Origin of the sequence: Proteus sp. fly-1089, assembly GCF_040138965.1 — a bacterium.
Classification (GTDB): Bacteria; Pseudomonadota; Gammaproteobacteria; order Enterobacterales; family Enterobacteriaceae; genus Proteus; species Proteus vulgaris_B.
Genome location: NZ_JBEETS010000006.1, coordinates 222,151 through 247,297 on the forward strand (window position 1 = coordinate 222,151; position 25,147 = coordinate 247,297).

19 protein-coding genes are annotated in these 25,147 nt (G+C 38.8%); 7 read left to right on the plus strand and 12 right to left on the minus strand.

The features are described 5' to 3' along the window. The first annotated feature begins 8 nt into the window (after window positions 1–8). Both alr and ABN080_RS14195 read left to right on the plus strand, forming a co-directional pair. A complete protein-coding gene (alr, locus tag ABN080_RS14190; protein ID WP_349441334.1) occupies window positions 9–1,100 on the plus strand; it encodes an alanine racemase in 1,092 nt (363 codons plus the stop codon). 53 nt (window positions 1,101–1,153) lie between these two features. Then, window positions 1,154–2,350 (plus strand): amino acid aminotransferase, encoded by a 1,197-nt coding sequence (locus ABN080_RS14195; protein ID WP_349441335.1) that lies wholly within the window; start codon window positions 1,154–1,156, stop codon window positions 2,348–2,350. A gap of 102 nt (window positions 2,351–2,452) precedes the next feature. Here ABN080_RS14195 and ABN080_RS14200 read toward each other — a convergent pair whose 3' ends face one another. The 3 genes from ABN080_RS14200 to uvrA all read right to left on the minus strand — a co-directional run bounded on the left by ABN080_RS14200 (window position 2,453) and on the right by uvrA (window position 8,699). Beyond that, entirely contained in the window at window positions 2,453–3,802 is a 1,350-nt protein-coding gene (locus ABN080_RS14200) for an L-cysteine desulfidase family protein (protein WP_349441336.1), read from the minus strand. A gap of 64 nt (window positions 3,803–3,866) precedes the next feature. Next, on the minus strand, window positions 3,867–5,198 hold the full coding sequence (locus ABN080_RS14205; RefSeq protein ID WP_072070930.1) for an SLC5/6 family protein: 1,332 nt from the start codon (window positions 5,196–5,198) through the stop codon (window positions 3,867–3,869). Between the two features lie 666 nt (window positions 5,199–5,864). Next, complete coding sequence (gene uvrA / locus ABN080_RS14210) at window positions 5,865–8,699, minus strand: excinuclease ABC subunit UvrA (RefSeq protein WP_349441337.1); 2,835 nt, start codon at window positions 8,697–8,699, stop codon at window positions 5,865–5,867. Between the two features lie 252 nt (window positions 8,700–8,951). Here uvrA and ssb1 point away from each other — a divergent pair, with 252 nt between their 5' ends. Both ssb1 and zur read left to right on the plus strand, forming a co-directional pair. Continuing rightward, on the plus strand, window positions 8,952–9,479 hold the full coding sequence (ssb1, locus tag ABN080_RS14215; RefSeq protein WP_072070932.1) for a single-stranded DNA-binding protein SSB1: 528 nt from the start codon (window positions 8,952–8,954) through the stop codon (window positions 9,477–9,479). 178 nt (window positions 9,480–9,657) lie between these two features. Further along, window positions 9,658–10,188 carry a zinc uptake transcriptional repressor Zur gene (gene zur / locus ABN080_RS14220; protein WP_088494416.1) on the plus strand — a complete coding sequence of 177 codons (531 nt, stop codon included), beginning with the start codon at window positions 9,658–9,660 and terminating at the stop codon, window positions 10,186–10,188. Between the two features lie 33 nt (window positions 10,189–10,221). Here zur and ABN080_RS14225 read toward each other — a convergent pair whose 3' ends face one another. The 4 genes from ABN080_RS14225 to ABN080_RS14240 all read right to left on the minus strand — a co-directional run bounded on the left by ABN080_RS14225 (window position 10,222) and on the right by ABN080_RS14240 (window position 12,042). Then, the gene (locus ABN080_RS14225) at window positions 10,222–10,527 is read right to left on the minus strand and encodes a type II toxin-antitoxin system RelE family toxin (protein ID WP_349441338.1); all 306 of its coding nucleotides are present in this window, start codon (window positions 10,525–10,527) and stop codon (window positions 10,222–10,224) included. After that, window positions 10,517–10,771 (minus strand): type II toxin-antitoxin system RelB/DinJ family antitoxin, encoded by a 255-nt coding sequence (locus ABN080_RS14230; protein ID WP_075673067.1) that lies wholly within the window; start codon window positions 10,769–10,771, stop codon window positions 10,517–10,519. Before ABN080_RS14230 ends, ABN080_RS14225 begins: the two co-directional genes overlap by 11 nt. A gap of 160 nt (window positions 10,772–10,931) precedes the next feature. Next, window positions 10,932–11,543 carry a transcriptional repressor LexA gene (gene lexA, locus ABN080_RS14235; protein WP_072070935.1) on the minus strand — a complete coding sequence of 204 codons (612 nt, stop codon included), beginning with the start codon at window positions 11,541–11,543 and terminating at the stop codon, window positions 10,932–10,934. A gap of 127 nt (window positions 11,544–11,670) precedes the next feature. Then, window positions 11,671–12,042 carry a diacylglycerol kinase gene (locus ABN080_RS14240; RefSeq protein WP_006536373.1) on the minus strand — a complete coding sequence of 124 codons (372 nt, stop codon included), beginning with the start codon at window positions 12,040–12,042 and terminating at the stop codon, window positions 11,671–11,673. A 130-nt stretch (window positions 12,043–12,172) separates the two neighbouring features. Between ABN080_RS14240 and plsB the strand changes: the two genes are divergently transcribed. Further along, window positions 12,173–14,644 (plus strand): glycerol-3-phosphate 1-O-acyltransferase PlsB, encoded by a 2,472-nt coding sequence (gene plsB, locus ABN080_RS14245; protein WP_340894128.1) that lies wholly within the window; start codon window positions 12,173–12,175, stop codon window positions 14,642–14,644. A gap of 112 nt (window positions 14,645–14,756) precedes the next feature. Here plsB and ubiA read toward each other — a convergent pair whose 3' ends face one another. The 3 genes from ubiA to pgi all read right to left on the minus strand — a co-directional run bounded on the left by ubiA (window position 14,757) and on the right by pgi (window position 18,018). Then, entirely contained in the window at window positions 14,757–15,611 is an 855-nt protein-coding gene (gene ubiA, locus ABN080_RS14250) for a 4-hydroxybenzoate octaprenyltransferase (RefSeq protein ID WP_196554570.1), read from the minus strand. 28 nt (window positions 15,612–15,639) lie between these two features. Further along, entirely contained in the window at window positions 15,640–16,149 is a 510-nt protein-coding gene (gene ubiC, locus ABN080_RS14255) for a chorismate lyase (RefSeq protein WP_349441349.1), read from the minus strand. A 222-nt stretch (window positions 16,150–16,371) separates the two neighbouring features. Next, window positions 16,372–18,018 carry a glucose-6-phosphate isomerase gene (gene pgi, locus ABN080_RS14260; protein WP_349441339.1) on the minus strand — a complete coding sequence of 549 codons (1,647 nt, stop codon included), beginning with the start codon at window positions 18,016–18,018 and terminating at the stop codon, window positions 16,372–16,374. 265 nt (window positions 18,019–18,283) lie between these two features. Between pgi and lysC the strand changes: the two genes are divergently transcribed. Together lysC and ABN080_RS14270 are read left to right on the plus strand one after the other, a co-directional pair. Next, window positions 18,284–19,663 (plus strand): lysine-sensitive aspartokinase 3, encoded by a 1,380-nt coding sequence (gene lysC / locus ABN080_RS14265; protein ID WP_349441340.1) that lies wholly within the window; start codon window positions 18,284–18,286, stop codon window positions 19,661–19,663. A gap of 146 nt (window positions 19,664–19,809) precedes the next feature. Beyond that, complete coding sequence (locus ABN080_RS14270; RefSeq protein WP_349441341.1) at window positions 19,810–20,607, plus strand: hypothetical protein; 798 nt, start codon at window positions 19,810–19,812, stop codon at window positions 20,605–20,607. Window positions 20,608–20,661: 54 nt separating this feature from the next. Here ABN080_RS14270 and ABN080_RS14275 read toward each other — a convergent pair whose 3' ends face one another. Both ABN080_RS14275 and metH read right to left on the minus strand, forming a co-directional pair. Continuing rightward, a complete protein-coding gene (locus ABN080_RS14275; RefSeq protein WP_349441342.1) occupies window positions 20,662–21,240 on the minus strand; it encodes a hypothetical protein in 579 nt (192 codons plus the stop codon). A 134-nt stretch (window positions 21,241–21,374) separates the two neighbouring features. After that, window positions 21,375–25,052, minus strand: a complete 3,678-nt coding sequence (gene metH / locus ABN080_RS14280) for a methionine synthase (RefSeq protein ID WP_349441343.1) — start codon at window positions 25,050–25,052, stop codon at window positions 21,375–21,377. Window positions 25,053–25,147 lie beyond the last annotated feature (95 nt).

A 25,147-nucleotide genomic window follows, 5' to 3' on the forward strand; every position in this document is an offset into this window, starting at 1 on the left:
GAAATAATATGAAAGCGGCAACCGCAGTGATAGATCGCCGCGCTCTGCGTCACAATTTTCAGCATGTGAGAGACTATGCCCCACATAGCCACCTGATAGCTGTCGTGAAAGCAAACGCTTATGGTCATGGGTTATTAGAAACAGCATATACCTTAATGGATAATGCTGATTGTTTTGGTGTTGCACGTATTGGTGAAGCATTAACCTTACGAAGTGGGGGCGTTGTAAAACCCATCCTTTTATTAGAAGGTTTTTTTGATATTGCTGATTTACCTATTTTGGTCGTCAACCATATTGAAACCGTTGTTCACAGCCAAGAGCAATTAGAAGCCTTAGAACAAGCCAATTTAGATGAACCCGTAAAAGTATGGATGAAAATCGATACTGGCATGCACCGTTTAGGTATACGCCCAGAAGATGCACAAGCCTTTTATTTACGACTATCTGCCTGTAAGAATGTACAACAACCTGTCAATATTGTGAGCCATTTTAGTCGCGCAGATGAACCTGATGTTCCTGAAGCAACACAAAAACAAATCTCACTATTTCAAGATTTTATTCAAGATAAAGCCGGTGATAAGTCTATCGCTGCTTCTGCTGGTATTTTATTTTGGCCTCAAGTTCATTATCAATGGGTTCGCCCCGGCATTATCACTTATGGCATATCTCCTACTGGTGATGAAAGAACGGGCAAAGACTTTGGTTTAATCCCTGCAATGACGCTAAAAACAAGTCTGATCGCCGTTCGCAAACATAAAGCGGGTGAACCGGTTGGTTATGGTGGCACATGGATAAGTGAAAAAGACACTTATCTTGGCGTTATCGCCATTGGTTATGGTGATGGCTATCCTCGCAGTGCGCCGTCCGGTACTCCTGTGTGGATTAATGGTCGAAAAGTGCCGATTGTGGGCCGCGTTTCTATGGATATGATCAGCGTTGATTTAGGGTCTGAACTTATTGATAGTGTTGGTGATGAAGCCATTTTATGGGGAGATGTGTTGCCCGTAGAAGAGATTGCCAAATATAGTGGCATTAGCGCCTATGAGTTGATTACAAAATTAACCTCGCGTGTCATCATGGAATACCTAGACGAACAATAATACACACGATATTGTATCCCTATGACACACTCAAAGTGATTGGAGAAGAAGCCGTGTTTCAACAGGTTGAAGCGTTTCCGGGAGATCCCATTCTCTCATTGATGGATGTTTATAACAAAGACCCACGTCAGGATAAAATTAATTTAAGCATTGGTCTTTATTATGATGAAGAAGGCAAAACCCCTATTTTAGGAACAGTGTCAGTTGCACGCCAGCAACTCAATGCCATGACACCCACAGCAACACTTTATTTACCAATGGAAGGGCTGGCGCCTTATCGTAGCGAAATTCAAGATCTCCTTTTCGGTACAGATAATCCTCTAATTGCAGAAAAGAAAATTGCCACAATACAAACATTAGGTGGATCAGGGGCACTAAAAGTCGGTGCTGATTTTCTGCATCGCTATTTCCCAAGATCAGAAGTGTGGATAAGCGATCCTACTTGGGATAATCACGGCTCTATTTTTGCGGGTTCAGGCTTTAAGGTAAATTATTACCCTTACTTTGATCCTGAAACTAAAGGTGTTAAATTTGACGCACTCTTAGATTGCTTTAAAAAACTGCCTGAAAAAAGCATTGTATTAATGCATCCTTGTTGCCACAACCCAACAGGTTCTGATCTGACTAAAGATCAATGGGATCAAGTCACTGAAGTATTAAAATCTCGCCAAGCAATTCCATTTTTAGATATTGCTTATCAAGGATTTGCTGAAAACTTAGATGATGATGCTTACGCTATTCGTACTATGGCGAAAGCAGGATTACCAATACTTATCAGTAATTCGTTTTCAAAAATCTTTGGGATCTACGGTGAACGTGCGGGCGGTTTATCCATTGTTTGTGATAACGCCACTGAATGCGAACATGTATTAGGTCAACTAAAAGCAGGTGTACGTCGCATCTATTCAAGCCCAGCAAATTACGGTGCACAAATTGTCAATAAAGTACTCTCAGACCAAGTGTTAACAGCGCAATGGCAAAAAGAAGTAGCACATATGCGTGATCGTATTAAAGAGATGAGAGTCACTTTAGTGAATGCCTTAAAAGTAGCATTACCTGAAAAGAACTTTGATCACTTATTAACACAACGCGGCATGTTTAGTTATACCGGTTTTACACAGGCACAAGTTGATAGATTACGAGAAGAATTTGGTATTTATCTTGTTGGTACAGGTCGTGTTTGTATGGCTGGTGTCAACACAGGTAATGTTCAGCGCATTGCCCAAGCTTTTGCCGCTGTAAGTATTTAAATTACTCACACTCTTTCACGATAAAAAATACCTGCCTATTCTCATAAGCAGGTATTTTTTTACTGCATAACAACATTCACTGTCATTTTAGGTTTTGACCTTTTATACATTGACAGCCTGCTTCTTTTCCCCGGCATTACGACGCGCTTTTTCTTCCATAATCTCAATAATTTGAATATCCGTATATTGCATTGCACGACTGGCTAATGCACAAAGGTTTGCAATTGAGCTATCAACATCGTCACTAACAATACCATCAGTACCCGCAACACTTTGATTTTGCATCGCCATTAATACTGCTTTATAAGCACTCGCTGCACTACTCGATACTTTCATTGCACAGCTATTTGATGCACCATCACAGATAATGCCACTGATATCACCAATCATACTGTTGATAGACATACTCACTGTAGTGAAATCTTTTGTCAGTAACCATGCCATTCCTGCAGCAGCGCCCATTGAAGCTGTGGTTGCAGCACAAAGAGCCGAAAGAGGTGGAAAATGGCTATGGACATAAATCGCCATTAAGTGTGATAAAACTAACGCACGCAATAAAGTTTCATCATCAGCATGGATAAATTCAGCAACAACCATAACAGGTAATGTTGCTGCGATCCCTTGATTACCTGAGCCTGAATTACTCATTGCAGGTAATACCGCACCACCCATGCGAGCATCAGAAGCAGCTGATGCTCTGATCATGATTTCATTAAGTAAATCTTTACCTAACAACCCTTTCTCTTGTTGCAGAATTAATGTACGACCAATGGCTAATCCATAGGTGTTTTTTAGTCCTTCTTCTGATAATGCACCGTTTAAATGGGCGGCATTGAGCATAAACTCAATCTCACTCACAGGCACATTAAGTGCGAAGTTATAGATATCTTCAGCACAAACATCAGTAAAAGGTTTTTCATCAGTACATTCACAATGATTGGCAAATGCTGTTTTATCTTCCTCAAAAACAACGTCACCATTACATTCACAACGAACAATATGTGTATGCTCTCTTGCAATACTGACAATGGCATAACCAGATTGGCCATACACTTTTGCTTCAGAATAAAGAACGTCTTCACATGGAGCTTTTACACCAACAGTGACTTTACCTTCAGCAACCAGTGTTTTAGCTTGAGCAACTGCTTCCGCGGAAGCCTTTAGCAAGACTTCCAACCCTGCATCAGGATCTCCACCCGTTGCACCCAGCGCTGCTGCAATAGGAAGCCCAGCCATTCCCGTTCCAGGTACGGTTACGCCCATTCCATTTTTCATTAAGTTTGGTGAAACCCAAGCCTCAACACGAACAACTGGCTCACCTAAAAGCGCGGTTGCTTTTGCCGCTGCCAGTGCTAATGAAATTGGCTCTGTACAACCTACTGCAGGTTTAACACCTTCACGTAACTGGCGAACAAACTGTGACCATAAATGAGAATTCTTGTTCTTGCTCATAATCTAACACCTTGGATTAATTTAGTTTTTTACAACAACATCTAACTAGAACCGAAGTTGGCGGCTATGAGAATGCCAAGAACGGAGAGATAACGAGCAGTAAACCGGTAAAAATAATCAGGTATAGTGACGCACCTTTGTATTTGTGTAACATAGGTACTTTGTACACTAAGTATGCAGGAATAAGGCAACCCACCATACCGAAGATTGGGCTACAAATTGACGTAAAGCTCAATACAGGCGCATTAAGAATGATGGCACCCCATGCCAGTAGCACGGCGAAAATCATAATGCCGTTTTGTACCCATTTTTGGTTGATTTTTTCAGTAGGGATATAACGTTGCAGAATATTCATCACAATCCCTTGTGTTGCTTCACGGAAACCTAAATAAACACCAAAGAATGCAGTCATTACGGCAAAGATATTAAGCATAACGCTAACAACTGTTACCCAGCCGCCAGGGAAGAATTTCGCCGCAATCGCTAATGCTGAGATATTTTGTTCATAGGCTTTAACGGCTTCATCATGACCCATTGCTAATGTGAATGAGATTGCATAGAAGAAAACAGTACAGAACAACACACCGAAAGCGATGTTCATTGCTCGTAACGCTTTATGACGAGCAACTTCACGGTTTTTATTACGACCACGGTAAGAGATAACCATTGGGCTTAATGTTTGGATAAACAGAATTGAAGTCAGTGTAAAAGGTAAAGTGATAATAGCTTCTTTAATTAAACGTCCTGCTGGTGGTAATGCTCCCACATTATAAAGATGCCACATACCAATCATGGAAATCCCTAACGCTGCAACAACAAACAGTTTAGTCAGCACCATAAAGCTTGATACTTTAAACAGTAATTGTTCACCACGTGAAGAGATAGCAACTAAGGCACAAATCAGGATCAAACCATAGAATGGATTTTCTGATAGTAAACCTTCAGTAACACCAAATGTTTGTAAGTAAGAAGCACTGTCATTGGTGATTGCTGTTGAGTAAACAAACATCCAAATAACTAACATCACAAAGTAGAGTGCACCTAATAAAATACCCCAGTTTTTACCGAGATAGCCGGTAATAACGCTTGGGTAGTCTTTACACTCTGGAGATTCAGCCAACGTATTGATAAATAAGCGTTGGAAAAGGTACATAGCTGGATAACCAATGATCGAGGATAGTAGGAAAACCCATAATCCCATCAGGCCTACCTGTACAGGTAAAAATACAATACCTGCACCGATAGCCATACCGATACTCATGATAACCCAACCCACATCATTGCCGTCGAATTTAATAGCCGCACGCCATTCTTGTTCTGTCATACCTGCGCGGCGAGCGCCAGCACTAGTTGCGGGATAGCTTGTGGTCTCTGTTTTTGAGGAAGCCGTTTCCATATTAGTACTCACTTTTTATATTGTAATTGTTAATAGCAAAACGAATTTTGGGGGTAAAAAAGCTCTATCTAACGTTGCGATATCAAAATAACCTTATTATTTGCAGGCGTTATTTATTATGGGTAAATGATAGGGAATATTACGGAGAAAAAAGTTGTTATAAATCGTGATAGCCTGAAATGATTTGGAAAATAATTCTCCCTTAAGGAGAAAAGTAGGATTATCTGTTCAAAGAGCATAGTAAATAATAACCTTCCCTCTATTGCAACCCCAAATAACAAGCAACCAATTGATTAATAAAGAAAAACACTTATTGTTATACAATAATAACCAAGTATAACAATTGAAACAAATCACCAAACAAACTGTGCTGTCTATCACGATATACTGTGATAATCTTTTCTATTTAGCTTTGTTATATCGTATTTGGTTAAAATTACGTTAAAAAACAGCATGAATAACTATTTAATCTATTTTTTTATAAAAATGAGAATTAATAAGATAAAAATATATAAGGAAGTGAATAGTGAAAAGAGAAGACTTTTTTCAATAGAATTAAATTCTATCATTTATGATAGCTTTACTTTTCTTGAAGAAAAGCGCTACAAACAATAAAGGGTTTATTATCTGTAGCGCTTAGATTATAAGGTAATAAATAGTCTGGTACTAATAACCACGTTCTAGGATTGGCTTTAAGAATCTTGCGGTATGTGAACCTTCAAATTCGGCAACTTGCTCAGGTGTACCCGATACCAAAATTTGTCCGCCACCACTTCCGCCTTCTGGGCCGAGATCGACAATCCAGTCTGCAGTTTTAATGACATCAAGATTATGCTCAATCACCACAATCGTATTACCTTGATCACGTAACTGGTGTAAAACGTCAAGTAACAGTTCAATATCAGCGAAATGAAGTCCTGTTGTGGGTTCATCTAAAATATATAATGTCTGCCCAGTACCTCGTTTTGATAGCTCTTTCGCTAACTTAACCCGTTGTGCCTCACCACCTGATAATGTTGTCGCAGATTGTCCCAAACGAATATAAGACAGCCCAACATCAATCAATGTTTGTAACTTACGAGCCAGCGCAGGAACAGCATCAAAAAAATCTCTTGCCTCTTCGATAGTCATATCCAAGGCTTCGTGAATATTTTTCCCTTTGTATTTAATTTCAAGGGTCTCACGGTTATAGCGCTGACCTTTACATTGATCGCAAGGAACATAAACATCTGGTAAAAAGTGCATTTCAACTTTTAATACACCATCACCTTGGCAAGCTTCACAGCGGCCACCTTTTACGTTGAAACTGAAACGACCCGGCGTATAACCACGAGTACGAGATTCTGGAACACCCGCGAATAACTCACGAATAGGTGTAAAAACGCCAGTATAAGTTGCTGGATTTGAACGAGGAGTTCGGCCAATTGGGCTTTGGTTTATATCGATAACTTTATCGAAATATTCGAGACCTTCAACATCTAAATAAGGCGCAGGAACAATAGTTGTAGCACCATTTAATTGACGTTGCGCAATAGGGAATAGCGTATCATTGATAAGTGTTGATTTTCCTGAACCTGATACCCCTGTAATACAGGTAAATAAACCTACTGGTAATTTCAGATTTACATTTTTTAAGTTATTGCCTTTTGCACCAAGAATGGTCAGCATTTTTTCTCGATCAACCGGAACACGTTGCTCTGGAATAGCGATACGACGCTCACCACTTAAGAACTTACCCGTTAATGAATTCGGATTATTAATAATATCTTCAAGTGTCCCCTGAGCAACAATCTCACCACCATGAACGCCCGCGCCTGGGCCAATATCGATAACATGATCTGCTGCACGGATAGCATCTTCATCATGTTCAACAACGATCACGGTATTACCCAAATTACGCAGGTGGATCAATGTTTCAAGTAGGCGATCGTTATCTCGTTGATGTAATCCAATAGAAGGCTCATCTAATACATACATAACACCCACTAATCCAGCACCAATTTGGCTCGCCAAGCGAATACGTTGCGCTTCACCACCAGATAATGTTTCAGCTGAACGAGAAAGTGTGAGGTAATTTAAACCAACATTGACTAAAAACTTCAGTCGATCGCCAATTTCTTTTAACACTTTTTCTGCAATTTTCGCTCGCTGTCCACTGAGTTTTAAGTTTTGGAAAAAGGTCATGGCATGACCAATACTGTAATCTGCAATTTCAGGCAACGTCGTATTTTCAACATACACATGGCGCGCTTCTCGGCGTAAACGCGTACCACCACATGATGCACAAGGACGGTTACTAATATACTTAGAAAGTTCTTCACGCACCGCACTTGATTCTGTCTCACGGTAACGGCGTTCCATATTATTTAGTACACCTTCAAAAGGATGATGACGAACAACGACATCACCTCGGTCGTTAGTGTATTTAAATTCGATATTCTCTTTACCTGAGCCAGTTAAAACTATTTTTTGGATATTATCTGGCAAAGAATCAAACGGAGCTTCAACATCAAAATGATAATGTTCACTCAGTGAACGTAGCATCTGGAAATAGTAGAAATTACGACGATCCCATCCTTTAATCGCACCACCAGCAAGAGAGATCTCACGATTTTGGATCACTAAATCAGGATCAAAAAATTGCTGAACACCTAAACCATCGCAGGTTGGACAAGCCCCTGCAGGGTTGTTAAAAGAGAATAAGCGAGGTTCTAACTCGCTCATGCTATAACCACAAACAGGACACGCGAAATTCGCAGAAAAAATAATGTCTTCTGCATTGTTATCATCCATATCAGAGATAACGGCAGTGCCACCTGAAAGTTCTAATGCAGTTTCAAAAGATTCTGCTAAACGTTGAGCAAGATCGTCACGAACTTTAAAACGGTCAATCACCACTTCAATAGTATGTTTTTTCTGTAACTCTAATGTTGGCGGATCAGAAAGATCGCACACTTCACCGTCAATACGTGCACGAATATAGCCTTGAGCGGAAAGATTATTCAGTAGCTTAATATGCTCACCTTTACGCTCTTTCACCACGGGTGCTAACAGCATTAAACGCTTGCCTTCAGGCTGTTCAAGCACATTATCAACCATTTGACTGACTGTTTGTGCTGCTAATGGAATATCATGATCAGGGCAACGAGGCTCACCAACACGCGCAAATAAGAGTCGTAGGTAATCGTGTATTTCGGTAATTGTTCCCACCGTTGAACGTGGGTTATGTGATGTAGATTTTTGTTCAATCGAAATAGCGGGAGATAAACCTTCAATGTGATCAACATCAGGTTTTTCCATTAACGAAAGAAACTGACGAGCATAAGCAGAAAGTGATTCAACATAACGTCGTTGCCCTTCCGCATAAAGCGTATCAAAGGCCAAAGAGGATTTACCTGAGCCTGAAAGTCCCGTAATAACAATAAGTTTATCGCGAGGAATGACCAAATTGATATTTTTTAGATTATGGGTGCGAGCGCCCCGTACTTCGATTTTATCCATGAATATATCCCGGATTGAGAGAGTCGCCGAAAAAGAAATAATCGGATAATTATGACACAAAGTTAACTGAATGGATATACAGTATATATAGTGAAATTGAATGATGATGTAAACCTGTCATTTTGAGACAAAAAAATATCGACAATGTTCACAATTGAGAAATTCATCACACGTCATATTCAAATTTTAGCGTACGTGATAAACTTATTCGCTTATGATTTCAAAAATTTTACTTTCGCAGGAGTACCTCACATGGCGAGCAGAGGCGTAAACAAAGTTATTCTTATCGGTAATTTAGGGCAGGATCCAGAAATCCGTTATATGCCAAGTGGCGGTGCAGTTGCCAACCTAACACTGGCAACATCAGAAAGCTGGCGCGACAAACAAACCGGTGAAATGAAAGAAAAAACCGAGTGGCACCGTGTGGTAATTTTCGGCAAATTAGCTGAAATTGCAGGCGAATATCTGCGTAAAGGTTCACAAGTGTATATCGAAGGTCAATTACAAACACGTAAATGGCAAGACCAAAGTGGTCAAGACAGATATAGCACTGAAGTTGTCGTTAACATCGGTGGCTCAATGCAGATGTTAGGTGGTCGTGGTGGTCAAGATAGCGCGCCTTCACAAGGTGGTCAAGGCGGTTGGGGTCAACCACAACAGCCACAAGCATCACAACAATTCAGCGGTGGTGCGCAATCTCGCCCAGCACAACAACCCGCAGCAGCTCCAGCGCCGAACAATGAACCACCAATGGATTTTGATGACGATATTCCGTTCTAATTTTTAGAAAAAATCATCTGAAAAAATTAACCCGGCTTAGGCTGGGTTTTTTTGTTGATAATTATTACAGATCACCATGAAAAGTTATTTTCATAAACCCCACTTTACACAAAGGTTTGCTCTTGAAAAATATGATAGGATCTGTGTTATTAACAACGTCTGAGAGCATCTTATCCCCATGAATGAAGAGAAATTGCTCGCTCAGGCAGAAAAGATCTGCCAGAAACGAGGTGTTCGCCTGACTTCACAACGTCTGGCAGTATTGCGTCTGATAATGCAGCAACCTTCTGCTATCAGCGCATACGATTTATTAGATTTATTACGCCAAGTTGAGCCACAAGCTAAACCACCAACAGTCTATCGCGGGTTAGAATTTTTACTTGAGCAAGGATTTATCCATAAAATAGAATCCACCAACAGCTATGTACTTTGTCATCATTTTGATGATGTTGAACATACGTCAGTAATGCTAATTTGTGACCGTTGTTTATCTGTCACTGAAAAGAATAGCCATAAAATCGAAGATGCGATTTCATTACTGGCAAAAGAGAGTGGATTTCATTTACGACATAGCGTCATAGAAATTCATGGATTATGCTCACAGTGCCACGAAGCACAAGAATGTACACATCCTGAAGGTTGTCATCATGATCACAGTATGGATGATAATCTTAAGCAGAAAAAAACCGGTGACTATAAGCCTCGTTGAGCTTATAAAAACAAAAAGCCAGCTAAATGCTGGCTAATACATGTTGTTCTTTTGAATTCTCACTTCAACTAATGAATAAGCTTTACTCTCTTCACGCTTACCAACAGCAATAACTAAAATCACAACTTCAGAATCAATAACTTGGTAAACCAATCGAAAACCAGATGCTCGTAATTTAATCTTATAGCAGCCCGCGAGATCACCTTTTAAGCGAGCTGACTCTATATAAGGGTTTTCCTGCAATTTTTTTAATTTCTGTTTAAACTGCTCTTTAATGCTTTGATCGAGTTTCTGCCATTCTTTCAAGGCACGCTTATCAAACTCAAGATTAAAGATCATCAATATTTACTCTTATACGTTTACTTGGTTTTTTCAAACGTTCACGTACAACAGCTAAAATATCCTCATCTTCATCCAGCTCCCCAACAACGACAGAAACTTCTGAGAAAGGTAATTTTTCATTTTCAGAAACATAACGTAGAAATAATCTTATGGCATCTGAAGGAGACAGGTTCATTTTTTCAAATACTTGATAAGCTTCTTTTTTGAGCTCATCGTCTACTCTAACTTGTATCGTTGTCATAAGCACCTCCGTAATTAAAACACATCATATTGTAATTACATTTGTAGTGCAATGGTGTTTTTTTATACAAATAAGAAATAAAAAATGCAGATGATTTTGTGGTTTTGCACATCATCTGCATCTTTTTAAAATAAGTTGTATTGACTTACTTTGGTACAAATTACAACCATTCACCGTTACGAATAACCCCTACTGCTAGACCTTCAACAGTAAAGCTTTGTTCGCGTAAATCGACGATAATAGGCGAAAACTCTGGGTTTTCTGCATGAAGCTCAATTTTATTACCGCTTTTCTTAAAGCGCTTTACTGTCACTTCATCTTCAATACGTGCCACAATCACTTGCCCGTTGTGAACATCTTGCGTTTTATGCACAGCAAGTAAGTCACCATCCATAATACCGATATCTTTCATCGACATACCATTAACACGCAATAAAAAATCTGCACTTGGTTTAAATAGCATTGGGTCAACTTGATAATGGCTTTCAATATGCTCTTGCGCTAAAAGTGGTTCACCCGCAGCAACTCGCCCAATTAATGGCAGTCCTTCTGGCTCTTCTTCCATTAGCAAACGGATACCTCTAGATGCACCAGAGATAATTTCTATCACACCTTTACGAGCAAGAGCTTTTAAGTGCTCTTCTGCCGCATTTGGTGAGCGAAACCCAAGTTGGGAAGCTATTTCAGCCCGTGTTGGTGGCATACCCGTTTGCGAAATGTGATCACGAACCAAATCGTAAACCTGCTGCTGCCTTGCAGTTAATGCTTTCATTCCGCCCCCTGTTTGTTTATACAGTCAGACTGTGAGTATATACAGGTATATGACGATTTGAAACCTTAAATGAATATAAAACACGCATCTTTGGATTATTTTTCGACAAAAATCGAATTTTTTAACTTTATGCGAAGAAATGCCCCCAAAGAATGGTTACCCAAGTAAATAATCCCAATATAATAGCAATGAGAACAGCGGCAGAACCCATATCTTTTGCACGCCCTGATAATTCGTGGTATTCAGATCCAATTCGATCGACAACCGCTTCTATTGCACTATTTACCAGTTCCAAGATCACAACCAATACAACGGAACCAATGAGTAAAATGCGCTCTAGGCCACTGACATCTATGAAAAATGAAAGGATAATTGCAACCAAGGTCACAATTGCTTCTTGTCTAAAAGCGGCTTCATTAATCCAAGCGGCACGAATGCCCTTGTATGAATAGCCACCAGCTTTAATGATTCGGGTAAGACCTTTATTTTGATTAGCCATAATAAACTCTATCGAAAACAAACGATTATTTTGCCACTTTTCTCTATTAATATTGTCACAGCACCACAGATCTACGAAAGACTTTCTGTTATGCTTTCGAAGTATTGCTAATAAGAGGCTACAACTATTTATGTCAGCTTGGCGTAAACTATATTATAACACATTGAATTTACCACTAAAATTACTGGTAAAAAGTAAACGAGTTCCGACTGATCCTATCACTGAGTTAGGGTTGGATACGTCGCGATCTTTCCTTTATGTGCTACCTTATCATTCAAAGGCAGACTTACTGACATTAAGACAGCAATGTTTATCTTTAGGATTACCTGATCCACTGCAACCTATTGAGATAGGTGGTACTAAGCTCCCTGCGTATGTCTTTATTGATGACGGTCCAAGAGTATTCCGTTATTACTCACCGGATCCTCGTAAAGATTCCGTGAAAACATTCCACGCTTATCTTGATGCTCATCGTAATAACCCACACCTTGATATCGAGATGTTGCCGGTTTCCGTGATGTTTGGTCGCTCTCCTGGCCGTGAAGGCCATAATGGCGTTCCACATCTGCGCGTACTTAATGGGATCCAAAAATTTATCGCTATCCTCTGGTTAGGTCGTGATAGCTTTGTTCGTTTTTCACCTACTGTATCAATGCGTGAAATGGCAAACGAACACGGTACTGACACCAGTATAGCCCGAAAGCTCGCACGTGTTGCGCGTATCCACTTTTCTCGCCAGCGTTTAGCTGCTGTTGGTCCGAAATTACCAGCACGTCAAGATCTCTTCAATAAATTGCTTTCATCGAAAGCCATTGAAAAAGCAATTGAAGATGAATCAAAAGCAAAAAAAATCTCACTGGATAAAGCACGCAAAAATGCCACTGATATCATGGAAGAAATTGCAGCTAATTTCTCATATGAAGCAGTTCGTATTAGTGATCGCGTATTAAGTTGGACATGGAATAAGCTCTATCAAGGTATCAACGTCTATAATGCCGAACGTGTACGTAAACTCGCGCAAGATGGGCATGAGATTGTTTATGTACCTTGTCACCGTAGCCACATGGACTACCTACTGCTTTCTTATGTGCTTTATCATCAAGGCTTAGTTCCCCCACATATAGCTGCGGGTATTAACCTTAATTTCTGGCCAGCAGGCCCGATTTTCCGCCGTTTAGGGGCTTTCTTTATCCGAAGAACCTTTAAAGGTAACAAGTTATACTCCACCATTTTCCGTGAATATTTAGGTGAGCTATTTACACGCGGCTACTCTATTGAATATTTCGTTGAAGGTGGACGCTCACGTACAGGTCGATTGTTAGATCCTAAAACAGGAACACTTTCAATGACAGTACAAGCAATGTTACGTGGTGAAACACGCCCTATCTCTGTTGTCCCTATTTATATTGGGTATGAACACGTTATGGAAGTGGCAACCTATGCCAAAGAATTACGTGGCGCAACAAAAGAGAAAGAAGGCTTTATGCAGATGGTGAGGGGTTTACGTAAATTACGTAACCTTGGCCAAGGTTATGTTAACTTTGGTGAACCTATCTCTGTTGCACAGTACTTAAATCAAGCGGTTCCACAATGGCGTGATGATATTGACCCCATTGAGCCACAACGCCCAAGTTGGTTAAATCCAGCCGTAAGCACACTGGCTGACAATATTATGGTTCATATCAATAATGCGGCCTCAATTAATGCAATTAACTTAGTATCAACGGCACTGTTGGCATCACGTCAGCGAGCCCTCACTAGAGAACAGCTGCTAGAACAAGTCGATTGTTATCTGCAATTATTACGTAATGTACCTTATTCGGCTGACATGATTGTGTCTGATAAAAATGCTGAGGCGATATTAGAACATGCTCTGCAATCAGATAAATTCTTAGTCGAAAAAGATAGTTTGGGTGATATTGTGGTGCTTCCTCGTGAAAGTGCGGTATTAATGACTTATTACCGTAATAACACGATCCATTTAATGGTTACTCCATCGTTAATTGCTAGCATCATCTTGCATCATGAAAAAATCCATCGTGATGATTTAATGAAACAGGTTGAATTAATCTTCCCTCTAATTAAAGCAGAGTTATTTATTCGCTATGAGAAAGAAGAGCTACCTGAAGTCATTAATACCTTGATAGCAGAACTTTGTCGTCAGCGTCTAATTTGTTGTGATAGTGATGGCTTACTACGCATTAACCCTGCTCGTATTCGTCCATTGCAGCTCTTAGCAGCTAGTGTTAGAGAAACATTGCAACGTTATGGTATTACGCTGTCTTTACTCAATTTTGCCCCTGAAATTAGTCGTGCATTATTGGAAAAAGAGAGCCGTATCTTGGCACAACGTCTTTCTGTATTACATGGCATCAACGCACCTGAATTCTTTGATAAAGCCGTATTCTCTACCTTAGTTTCAACACTGCGTGAAGAAGGCTATCTCAACGATAACGAAGATATCCTAAAAGCAGATGCATCTGCTCTTTACCAAGTGATTGCAAAATTAATGTCACCAGAAATTCGCTTAACCATTGAGAGTGTCGGTGTCACTGAAGATAACAATTCAGCACAGATAATTAATGAAAAAAGTGAGCCTTAAGTTGATAAATAATCAGTCATAACGCCATTATTAATAGAAAAGGGATAAGCATTACGCTTATCCCTTTTTGTTTCTACTCTATTATCGATGATAGCTTAGCGCTTACGATATCTTAGAAATAACTAAATAAAATACCCGCAAATAAAACAAAACCAACATAATTATTATTCATAAACGCTTGAAAACAAGGCGCTCTTTCACGCTCTGCAATCAGTTTTTGTTGATAGATAAAGAGTGCGGTAATCAGTAATATCGACCAATAATAGATGCCTTTCATGTTCAGCAGAACACCAATGCTCACGAGTAGCGCCAACATCACCAGTTGTAAAATACCGATAATAATTTTGTCATAACGACCAAATAAAATAGCCGTAGATTTTACGCCAATCTTTATATCATCATTGCGGTCAACCATCGCATATTGGGTATCGTAAATCACCGACCAGACAATATTGACAAGAAATAATAGCCAACATACTAATGGTAAGCTTTCAGAAACAGCAGCAAAACCCATTGGAATTGACCACCCAAAGGCCATACCTAAAATAAGCTGAGGTAGATTACTGAAGCGTTTAACAAAGGGGTAAAACCATGCTAGTGCAAGTCCTGCTACAGAAAGCCAAATTGTCATCGTATTGAGTGTGAGTACCAAGCCAAATGACAATATAACCAATACAATAAATAAAATTTTACTCTCTTTTTCTGTCACAGCCCCACTAGGTAATGGTCTATTTTTAGTTCGTTCAACGCTGCCATCAATTTTTCTGTCAGCAAAGTCGTTTATTACACACCCAGCGGCACGCATAGAGAACACGCCAATAGTAAAGACAATCAGAATATGCCAATCAGGAAAACCTTTAGCAGCAATCCATAAAGCCCAATAAGTTGGCCAAAGTAATAATAGCGCTCCGATAGGTTTATCTATACGCATTAAACGGCTATATGCCTGCCATTTATTGTGCGTCATACTTCCCTCCAATTTTAGCTCCCCCTAATTACTTCTCATACATTGGTGATGCAGGTAGAAACACCTCGGTTAATAATAAAGGTTTATCTGAAAGCTGGAAACGAGAACGGCGTAGCCAATACCCTTTTTGTTGCCCGATATGAATAAAATCACGGCTTAAGGTTGTTTCCTGAAACAAATAACGTCCAAGAGGGACGGTTCTTAAATTGACCAGTTTTCTATCTTCACCTGTCAGTGTCTCTTCTGGTACTAATGTTCGCCCTAATAACCAAGGAACATTATCACCACACAATACCACTTCTCTTAACCAATAACGCTGACTTTCAGGTAAACATGCTTTTTCGTCAGCTGGCTCAATAACATCAACAAATCCTTCTTGATAAGGCATCACTGTCACTTTTTGACAATGCTGTTCAAACCGTCGCGTCATTGAACCTAATTCCATTAACCAACTTAATGTACTTTCTTTAATATTTTCATGTTCCTCACTGGGCAACCAATGGATAGGAGCAGGGGTAATTATTGATTTTTTGAACATTATTTCATCATCACGCGTTGATGATCCTAGCTTGTGTGAGTCATGATGCATAAGGATATCATGATGTGACTAAGGGAAGTTAAAAGCTGATAACATTTCGCATAAATAATCTAAAAAAGCGTTAAAAGAAAATCAGATTAAGCACGAAACATCCAAAAAATAAAGGAGGCCATAAAAACCTCCTTTATATCTAACCGACTACTTATATTCAATTTATTCGGATTAACGCCATGCTTTGTAACGATTAATCAGGTTATTTGTTGAGCTATCGTGGCTGTTAACACTTTCCTTACCTTTTAATTCAGGAAGGATACGATTAGCAAGCTGTTTACCTAATTCAACACCCCATTGGTCAAACGTGAAGATATTGAAAATAACACCTTGTACAAAGATCTTATGTTCATACATTGCAATCAATGCACCTAATGAATAAGGCGTAATTTCTTTTAACAGAATAGAGTTAGTTGGGCGATTACCTTCGAACACTTTGAAAGGTGCAACATATCCCATGACTTTAGGATCTTTTCCTGCTGTGGCAAATTCAGCATCAACTTGCTCACGAGTTTTACCAAAAGCGAGCGCCTCTGTTTGAGCAAAGAAGTTAGACATCAATTTTGCATGGTGATCAGATAATGGATTATGACTAATTGCAGGTGCAATAAAATCACAAGGAATAATTTTTGTACCTTGATGGATCAGTTGATAAAACGCATGTTGACCATTTGTACCCGGTTCGCCCCAAATAATAGGCCCTGTTTGGTAATTGACTTTATTTCCATCACGATCAATATACTTACCATTTGATTCCATATTGCCTTGTTGGAAGTAAGCAGCAAAACGATGCATGTACTGATCGTATGGCAGAATCGCTTCAGTTTCTGTGCCAAAAAAATTGTTATACCAAATGCCAATCAGTGCAAGGATTGTTGGGATGTTATTTTCAGCATCAGCGGTTCTAAAGTGGTTATCCATAGCATGAGCACCTTCCAGTAATTGCTCAAAGTTGTCATAACCAACAGATAACGCGATAGATAAACCAATTGCTGACCATAATGAATAGCGACCACCAACCCAATCCCAGAACTCAAACATATTGGCAGTATCAATACCAAATTTTTCAACTTCAGTGCTATTCGTAGATAACGCAACGAAATGTTTAGCGACAAAAGCACTCTCTTTCGCTGACGTTAAGAACCAATCTCTTGCTGAATGCGCATTTGTCATGGTCTCTTGTGTTGTGAATGTTTTTGACGCAATTAAGAATAATGTCGTTTCGGGATCACATTTTTTCAGTGTTTCAGCAATATGAGTACCATCAACATTCGAAACGAAATGCATAGTAAGGTGATTTTTATACGGCCGTAATGCTTCTGTTACCATATAAGGACCGAGATCAGATCCACCAATACCAATATTTACAACATCAGTAATTGCTTTGCCTGTATAACCTTTCCATTCACCACTAATAATACGCTCACTGAATTTTTTCATTTTATTCAGTACTGCGTTAACTTCTGGCATAACATCTTTGCCATCAACGATAACTGGAGTATTGCTACGATTACGTAATGCAGTATGCAATACAGCACGATCTTCAGTACGGTTGATTTTTTCACCCGTAAACATGCTATTTATCGCACCTTCTACGTCACATTCCTTAGCTAAAGCCTGCAATTTATCTAATGTTTCTTTCGTAATACGGTTTTTTGAAAAATCCACTAGAATTTGGTCTGAAAATATTTTTGAAAATTGCTCAAAGCGTGATGGTTCCTGAGCAAAAAGCGTTTTCATATCGGTATCTTTGATAACCGAAAAATGGTTTTCTAATGCCTTCCAAGCTAGGGTTTGAGTTGGGTTTACATTTTTCATTCACAATACTCTCTTAAGATTACAATCCAATATCCTCAGATTGTAGCCTGACATTTAATAGTTACAGTCAATTCTTTCTCATTTGATGATATTGGTCAAAACCAATCAACAAATCTAGTACTAATTACTTACATAGGTAAAACCGATAATGTGGAGCTGATTATTAATTAAATTGATTATTCTTCACTCTGCATTGACTCTCTACTTAATAACCGATATTCCTAATTGTGTCCAACATCTCATTTTTGCCTAAAGGAATACGACAATGACTGATAATACTGCTACGCCTTCATCTTCATCATCACCATACACTATTGCTAAATTTGGTGGCACTAGTGTTGCTAACTATTCAGCAATGGAAAAATGCGCAGATATTATCCTGAAACAAAAGTCAGTTCGTGTCGTCGTCCTTTCCGCATCTGCTGGGATCACTAATCTACTGATTGAACTTGCAGCCGGTACTGAACCCTCACAACGAGAAGCTTTACTCTCACAAGTTCGCGATATTGAGTATGCGATTATCAATCAACTCTCTCAGCCAGAAATTATTTCCCAAGAAATAAACCGCCTGCTTGAAAATATTGAGATGCTCTCTGAAGCGGCAGCGTTAGCGACTTCTGATGCATTAACAGACGAACTTGTAAGTCATGGCGAATTAATGTCAACCTTACTTTTTGTTGAGTTACTGCGTGAAAAAGGCATACAAGCAGATTGGTTTGATGTCAGAAAAGTGATGAAAACGAACGATCTATTTTGTCACGCTGAGCCAGATATGGGGCAATTGACTGAACTCACACAAAACCTTATTCAGCCTCGTCTAGATGAAACTGTTATTGTTACACAAGGCTTTATTGGACAAGAACCAAAAGGTAGAACAACGACTCTAGGTCGTGGTGGTAGCGACTATACAGCTGCATTGATTGGTGAAGCACTAGGAATGTCTCGTGTGGATATCTGGACCGATGTACCGGGTATTTACAGCACTGACCCAAGAATAGTGCCAGAGGCTCATCGCATTGATCAAATCGCCTTTGATGAAGCAGCAGAAATGGCTACCTTTGGGGCTAAAATTTTGCACCCCGCTACATTATTACCTGCCGTTCGTAGTGGTATTCCAGTTTTTGTAGGCTCAAGCAAAGCCCCTGAAGAAGGTGGTACTTTAGTTTGTGCTCAAACAGAACACCCACCTGTATTCCGCGCAATTGCATTGCGTAGAAAGCAAACATTACTCACATTACATAGCCTAAAAATGCTTCATGCGCGTGGATTCTTGGCTGAAATTTTTACCATTTTATCGCGCCACCATATTTCGGTTGATGTGATAACAACATCAGAAGTCAGTATTGCTTTAACCCTTGATACAACGGGTACAACAAATTCATCAGGCAGTTTATTAACCAATGCATTATTAACCGAGCTTTCTGCATTATGCCGTGTTGAAGTAGAAGATGATCTGGCATTAGTCGCAGTGATTGGTAATTCACTTTCACAGGTAAATGGTTTAGGTATTAAGATTTTCGGTACATTAGAAGATTATAATATTCGTATGATTAGCCACGGTGCAAGTACTCATAATTTATGTTTATTAGTTGATGGCAAAGATGCGGATAATATTGTACGTAAATTGCATGATACTTTGTTTTAATCAATTAATTTTCTGTTCAGTTTATAGGAGAGATATTGCTATCTCTCTTTCAATTTTTATACTCTTTATAAATAACGCGTGTTCTCTTAAAGAAAACATTATTCTATTCTTGTAAATTTAATTTACTAAACAATAAGGATATAATTATGCGAGCACTTGAAAGCACAACACAGAGTATAAAAAATGATTTAAATAACATCACGTTATTTAATGCAACTAGAAAATTAAGTGAAATACAATCTAAAATTGTACAGCTAAGAAATACAGCAATTAGTGATAATAGAACAATGTGTATAGAAGATATAGAAACAGCAAAATTTTTATACCATATTGAAGTCAATAAAAATGAGCATGCAAATATAGAGCAAGGCTATAATAAGAATTTTATAAATTCAGATTGTGTCAATCTCATGTTGAAATTGTATAATAAAACCATAAGTAAAATACCCAATAAAGAAGAAAATATTAAACATTATAAAAATATTTTAAAACATAATGAAAATCTAACCAGTATCAAGAAAAACATAAATACTAACAAAGAATTAATTAAAGAATCAATTAATATCATATCTCAAAGATTCAAAGAATTAGTTAACCAAGCTCATAATCTCTCAGATAAAGATCATACAACCAAAGAATATCAAAATAAATTAAATGATATATTATATTATATTAATAGCTATAACATTGATAAATCACTTAATGGTAAAAATATAATTGGTTCAACTGAAAATATAATTTCCACAAAAGACATTACTAATTATCATAAAAATTTAATTTCGATTAAAAATACTATTATTGAAATAATTAAAAAATACAAAACAACTGACTTTATATTATCGAATATTAAATATCCTACCAACAACCCTATTATTTTTGATAAAATAGAAGAACATCTCAGTCTTATAAATAAAATCCATAACAATATTCGAAAATATTTATAATCATGTATTCTTACATAATAAGCTTCTCTTTTAGAGAAGCTTATTTTTTATAAATTAATAAACCCGATAACCACCATATTTCTTTGCAAATTGATTAAATTTACCAAAATCAATTAAAGCAATTTCTAAAGAGCGATGTGCGAGATGCGACATTTTTGCGATTTTTTCAACAAAAACTCGGTTATCTTCTAGTAATTTAGCGGTAAGTGTAACAGCAATTATTTCGCACTCTTTTGGTGTGACTATCCAACCATCATTAGTAGCAAATTTATGGATAGGGATATTACCGTCTTTCTCACTTTCTTTTGCTAATAGCGCCTCTTCTTCTTTCATTGCCTGTTTAAATAATTCTATTTCTTCTTTAACAGGTTCTGGAGTAGTAGAAATTTGATGATAAATATAATCGCCCACTTCTTCGATTCGTGCCGGTGTCATTTCGGCTTTCAGCCAAATTTTATCAAATGCTTTTTCGTCTAAAATTGCCTCTGTATCCAAACTTCCGGTTAATTGCATCAGATTTAAAAAAGCATTAATTAACACTTCATTTAATGGATAGCCCCCTTTCACTAAAGAAGGGAAGGGAATTTCAGTGCCAGCCGGCGGAGTTTTCTGAAGATACAAAGTATAACTCATCGTTATGTCCTTTTTTTCTGATACAAGTTCTCAGCTTAAACACCTTTAATGGGAACTGCTAGAGAAAATAACAAGGAGATATTACTATCCCCTCGCTATTTATTGCATTATTGAGATCTGAAAATAAAAATAAACTAAGAGTCATACCCTAAATTAGGCGCTAACCAACGTTCAACTTCACTGACACTCATTCCTCGGCGTTTTGCATAATCTTCAACCTGATCTTTTTGAATTTGAGCAACAGCGAAATATTTACTATCAGGGTGGCTAAAATACCAACCCGACACTGAAGCACCGGGCCACATAGCATACGCATCGGTTAGTTTCATCCCAATGCGATTCTCAACATCAAGTAATTGCCAAATTTTTGCTTTTTCTGTGTGTTCAGGGCAAGCAGGGTACCCCGGCGCAGGTCGTGTTCCTTGATATTTTTCTCGAATAAGCTCGTCATTAGACAGGTTTTCATTAGGGCTATAACCCCAAATTTTTGTTCTCACTTGTTGGTGAAGGTATTCCGCAAATGCTTCAGCAAGACGATCTGATAATGCTTTCACCATAATTTTATTGTAATCATCATGGGCATTATCATAAGCATTGGCGAGCGAGTCTTCTTCTAACCCTCCTGTTACAGCAAAAGCACCGAAATAGTCAGGAACACCGCTTTCTACGGGAGCAATAAAATCTGCTAAACAGTAGTTAGGAAACTCTTTTTTCTCTGTTTGCTGACGTAAATGGCAACTGTGCAATAATTCATGCTGTCGGCTTTCATCTTGATAAATAACAATATCATCACCCAGACGATTAGCCGGGAAGATCCCCATAATACCTTTAGGTGTGAGTAAGTTTTCATGACTTAGCTTATCCAGCATCGCGTTCGCATCAGCAAATACCCGTTTCGCCTCTTCACCCACCACGTCATCTTCTAAAATACGCGGATATTTTCCTGCTAAAGACCATGTCATAAAGAAAGGCGTCCAGTCGATATATTCACGCAATACATCAATACTTGCAGTAATTTCTTGCACACCAAGTTGATTCGGTTTTGGGGGCGTGTAATTTTGCCAATCAATTTTAAGTGCATTGGATCGTGCAATGTCTAAAGAGACTGGCGGTGTACGTGGTTTTTTTCTAGCGTATTGTTGGCGCACTACTTCATATTCACGCCGTGTTTTTGCAACAAAATCAGCTTTTTGAGTTTCAGATAACAGCGCTGCGACAACACCTACCGTACGTGATGCATTCTGCACATAAACAGTAGGGTGGCTATAATTTGGCTCTATTTTTACGGCAGTATGGGCTTTAGATGTTGTTGCACCACCAATCATTAATGGCAACGAGAAACCTCTCCTTTCCATCTCTTTCGCCACATTCACCATTTCATCAAGTGATGGGGTAATCAGACCTGAAAGACCAATAATATCAACTTTTTCATCAATCGCCGTTTGCAGGATCTTATCGCAAGGTACCATCACCCCCAGATCGATAATCTCATAGTTATTACACTGCAAAACAACACCCACAATATTTTTACCAATATCGTGAACATCCCCTTTTACGGTAGCAAGTAAAATTTTACCTGCGGAAGTACCTGCTTGTTTTGTTGCTTGAATATAGGGTTCAAGATAAGCAACCGCTTGTTTCATCACCCTTGCTGATTTCACAACTTGAGGTAAAAACATCTTCCCTTCGCCAAACAAATCACCCACTGTATTCATACCATTCATCAGAGGCCCTTCAATAACTTCAATTGGGCTTGATACTTGTTGACGACAAGCTTCTGTATCTTCAACAATAAATTCGGTGATCCCTTTAACTAAAGCGTACTCTAGACGTTTCTCTACATCCCATTGTCGCCATTCAGCAAGTTGATGGTTTTGTTCATCACTTTTCGTTCCACGATAACGCTCTGCCAATGCTAATAGATTATCTGTGCTTTCTTCATGGCGATTTAAAATAACGTCTTCTACAGCATTACGTAGCTCATCAGGTAATGAGTCGTAAATAGCAAGTTGCCCTGCATTCACAATCCCCATATCCATACCATTTTTTACGGCGTAATAAAGAAAAACAGAGTGAATAGCTTCACGAACAGGATCGTTACCCCGAAATGAGAATGAAACGTTAGATACCCCACCAGAAATTAAGGCATATGGGAGTTGTAATTTAATATCGGCACAGACTTCAATAAAATCAACAGCATAATTATTATGTTCTGCAATCCCTGTAGCGACAGCAAAAATATTAGGATCGAAAATAATATCTTCTGGTGGAAAACCTGCTTGTTCTGTTAACAGTTGATAAGCTCGACGACAGATTTCGATTTTACGCTCTCGAGTATCCGCTTGGCCCACTTCATCAAATGCCATAACAACGACAGCGGCACCATATTTACGCACTAATTTAGCATGTTCAAGAAAAGGAATTTCTCCCTCTTTCATAGAAATCGAGTTAACAATTCCCTTGCCTTGAATACATTTCAAACCTTCTTCAATGACTTCCCATTTGGAAGAGTCGATCATCACCGGAACCTTGGCAATATCAGGCTCACCAGCAATAAGATTGAGAAAACGTGTCATGGCTTCAACCGCATCTAGCATGCCTTCATCCATGTTGATATCGATGATTTGAGCACCATTCTCAACTTGCTGACGCGCAACATCCAATGCTTCTTGGTAATTGCCTTCTTTTATCAATCGCTTAAATTTAGCAGAACCTGTTACGTTAGTTCGTTCCCCCACATTCACAAATAGTGAATTCTCATCAATCACTAAAGGCTCTAAACCTGAAAGGCGACACGCTTTCTTAAGAGTCGGTAATACTCTTGGTGCGATACCTTCTACTGCTTGTGAAATTGCAAGAATATGTGCAGGTGTTGTTCCACAACATCCCCCCACAATATTGAGAAAACCAGCTTGCGCCCACTCTTTAATTTGCTCAGCCATTTCTTGAGCATCTAAGTCATAACCTCCAAATGCGTTAGGTAAACCCGCATTAGGGTGAGCACTGACATAGGTTTCAGAAATTTGCGAAAGTGTTTGAATATATTGGCGTAATTCTTTAGGGCCTAATGCACAGTTTAAGCCAAATGAGAGTGCATCAGCATGGCGCAAAGAGTGGTAGAACGCTTCTGTTGTTTGACCCGTTAAAGTTCTTCCTGAGGCATCTGTAATAGTGCCAGAGATCATCACAGGTAATTCAATATTCAGCGCTTCAAATTCACATTTAATCGCAAAAATAGCTGCTTTCGCATTTAATGTGTCGAAAATAGTTTCAACCATAATTAAATCGACGCCGCCTTTAATTAATCCTCGAATCGCTTCTCGATAAGCATCCACCAGCTTATCAAATGAAACATTACGAAATGCAGGATCATTAACATCAGGAGATATGGACGCCGTTCTATTTGTTGGTCCTAAAACACCAGCAACATAACGCGGTTTATCGGGTGTTAGAACACTCCATTTGTCTGCGCAGGTTTTCGCTAATTTTGCGGCTTCTTCATTCAACTCAAAACAGAGCGACTCCATCTGATAATCAGCCATCGCAATGGAGGTTGAGTTAAAAGTGTTGGTTTCAACAATATCAGCACCCGCTTGAAAGTAGGCATCATGTATATCTGCAATAATCTGAGGTTGTGTTAACACTAAAAGATCATTATTTCCTTTAACATCACAACCCCAATTAGCAAAACGCCCACCTCGATAATCAGCTTCTGTTAGTTGGTATTGCTGGATCATTGTACCCATTGCGCCATCGAGTACTAAGATACGTTTTTCTAATGCTTCCACCAGTTGTTGTTTTATGTTTGCCACGTTGTTTCCTCTTAACCGAGAATGTTTTTATTCTTATTTCTTTATTTTTCTTTCGTTGTTTTTTCATCCTACCATATCTTTTTATAAAGATTTCT

Bases quoted from the DNA above. Each gene is read 5' to 3' on its own strand.
- alr (WP_349441334.1), top strand. From the start codon at position 9: ATGAAAGCGGCAACCGCAGTGATAGATCGCCGCGCTCTGCGTCACAAT.
- ABN080_RS14200 (WP_349441336.1), bottom strand. From the start codon at position 3,802: ATGAGCAAGAACAAGAATTCTCATTTATGGTCACAGTTTGTTCGCCAG.
- ABN080_RS14205 (WP_072070930.1), bottom strand. From the start codon at position 5,198: ATGGAAACGGCTTCCTCAAAAACAGAGACCACAAGCTATCCCGCAACT.
- uvrA (WP_349441337.1), bottom strand. From the start codon at position 8,699: ATGGATAAAATCGAAGTACGGGGCGCTCGCACCCATAATCTAAAAAAT.
- ssb1 (WP_072070932.1), top strand. From the start codon at position 8,952: ATGGCGAGCAGAGGCGTAAACAAAGTTATTCTTATCGGTAATTTAGGG.
- zur (WP_088494416.1), top strand. From the start codon at position 9,658: ATGAATGAAGAGAAATTGCTCGCTCAGGCAGAAAAGATCTGCCAGAAA.
- ABN080_RS14225 (WP_349441338.1), bottom strand. From the start codon at position 10,527: ATGATCTTTAATCTTGAGTTTGATAAGCGTGCCTTGAAAGAATGGCAG.
- ABN080_RS14230 (WP_075673067.1), bottom strand. From the start codon at position 10,771: ATGACAACGATACAAGTTAGAGTAGACGATGAGCTCAAAAAAGAAGCT.
- lexA (WP_072070935.1), bottom strand. From the start codon at position 11,543: ATGAAAGCATTAACTGCAAGGCAGCAGCAGGTTTACGATTTGGTTCGT.
- ABN080_RS14240 (WP_006536373.1), bottom strand. From the start codon at position 12,042: ATGGCTAATCAAAATAAAGGTCTTACCCGAATCATTAAAGCTGGTGGC.
- plsB (WP_340894128.1), top strand. From the start codon at position 12,173: ATGTCAGCTTGGCGTAAACTATATTATAACACATTGAATTTACCACTA.
- ubiA (WP_196554570.1), bottom strand. From the start codon at position 15,611: ATGACGCACAATAAATGGCAGGCATATAGCCGTTTAATGCGTATAGAT.
- ubiC (WP_349441349.1), bottom strand. From the start codon at position 16,149: ATGTTCAAAAAATCAATAATTACCCCTGCTCCTATCCATTGGTTGCCC.
- pgi (WP_349441339.1), bottom strand. From the start codon at position 18,018: ATGAAAAATGTAAACCCAACTCAAACCCTAGCTTGGAAGGCATTAGAA.
- lysC (WP_349441340.1), top strand. From the start codon at position 18,284: ATGACTGATAATACTGCTACGCCTTCATCTTCATCATCACCATACACT.
- ABN080_RS14270 (WP_349441341.1), top strand. From the start codon at position 19,810: ATGCGAGCACTTGAAAGCACAACACAGAGTATAAAAAATGATTTAAAT.
- ABN080_RS14275 (WP_349441342.1), bottom strand. From the start codon at position 21,240: ATGAGTTATACTTTGTATCTTCAGAAAACTCCGCCGGCTGGCACTGAA.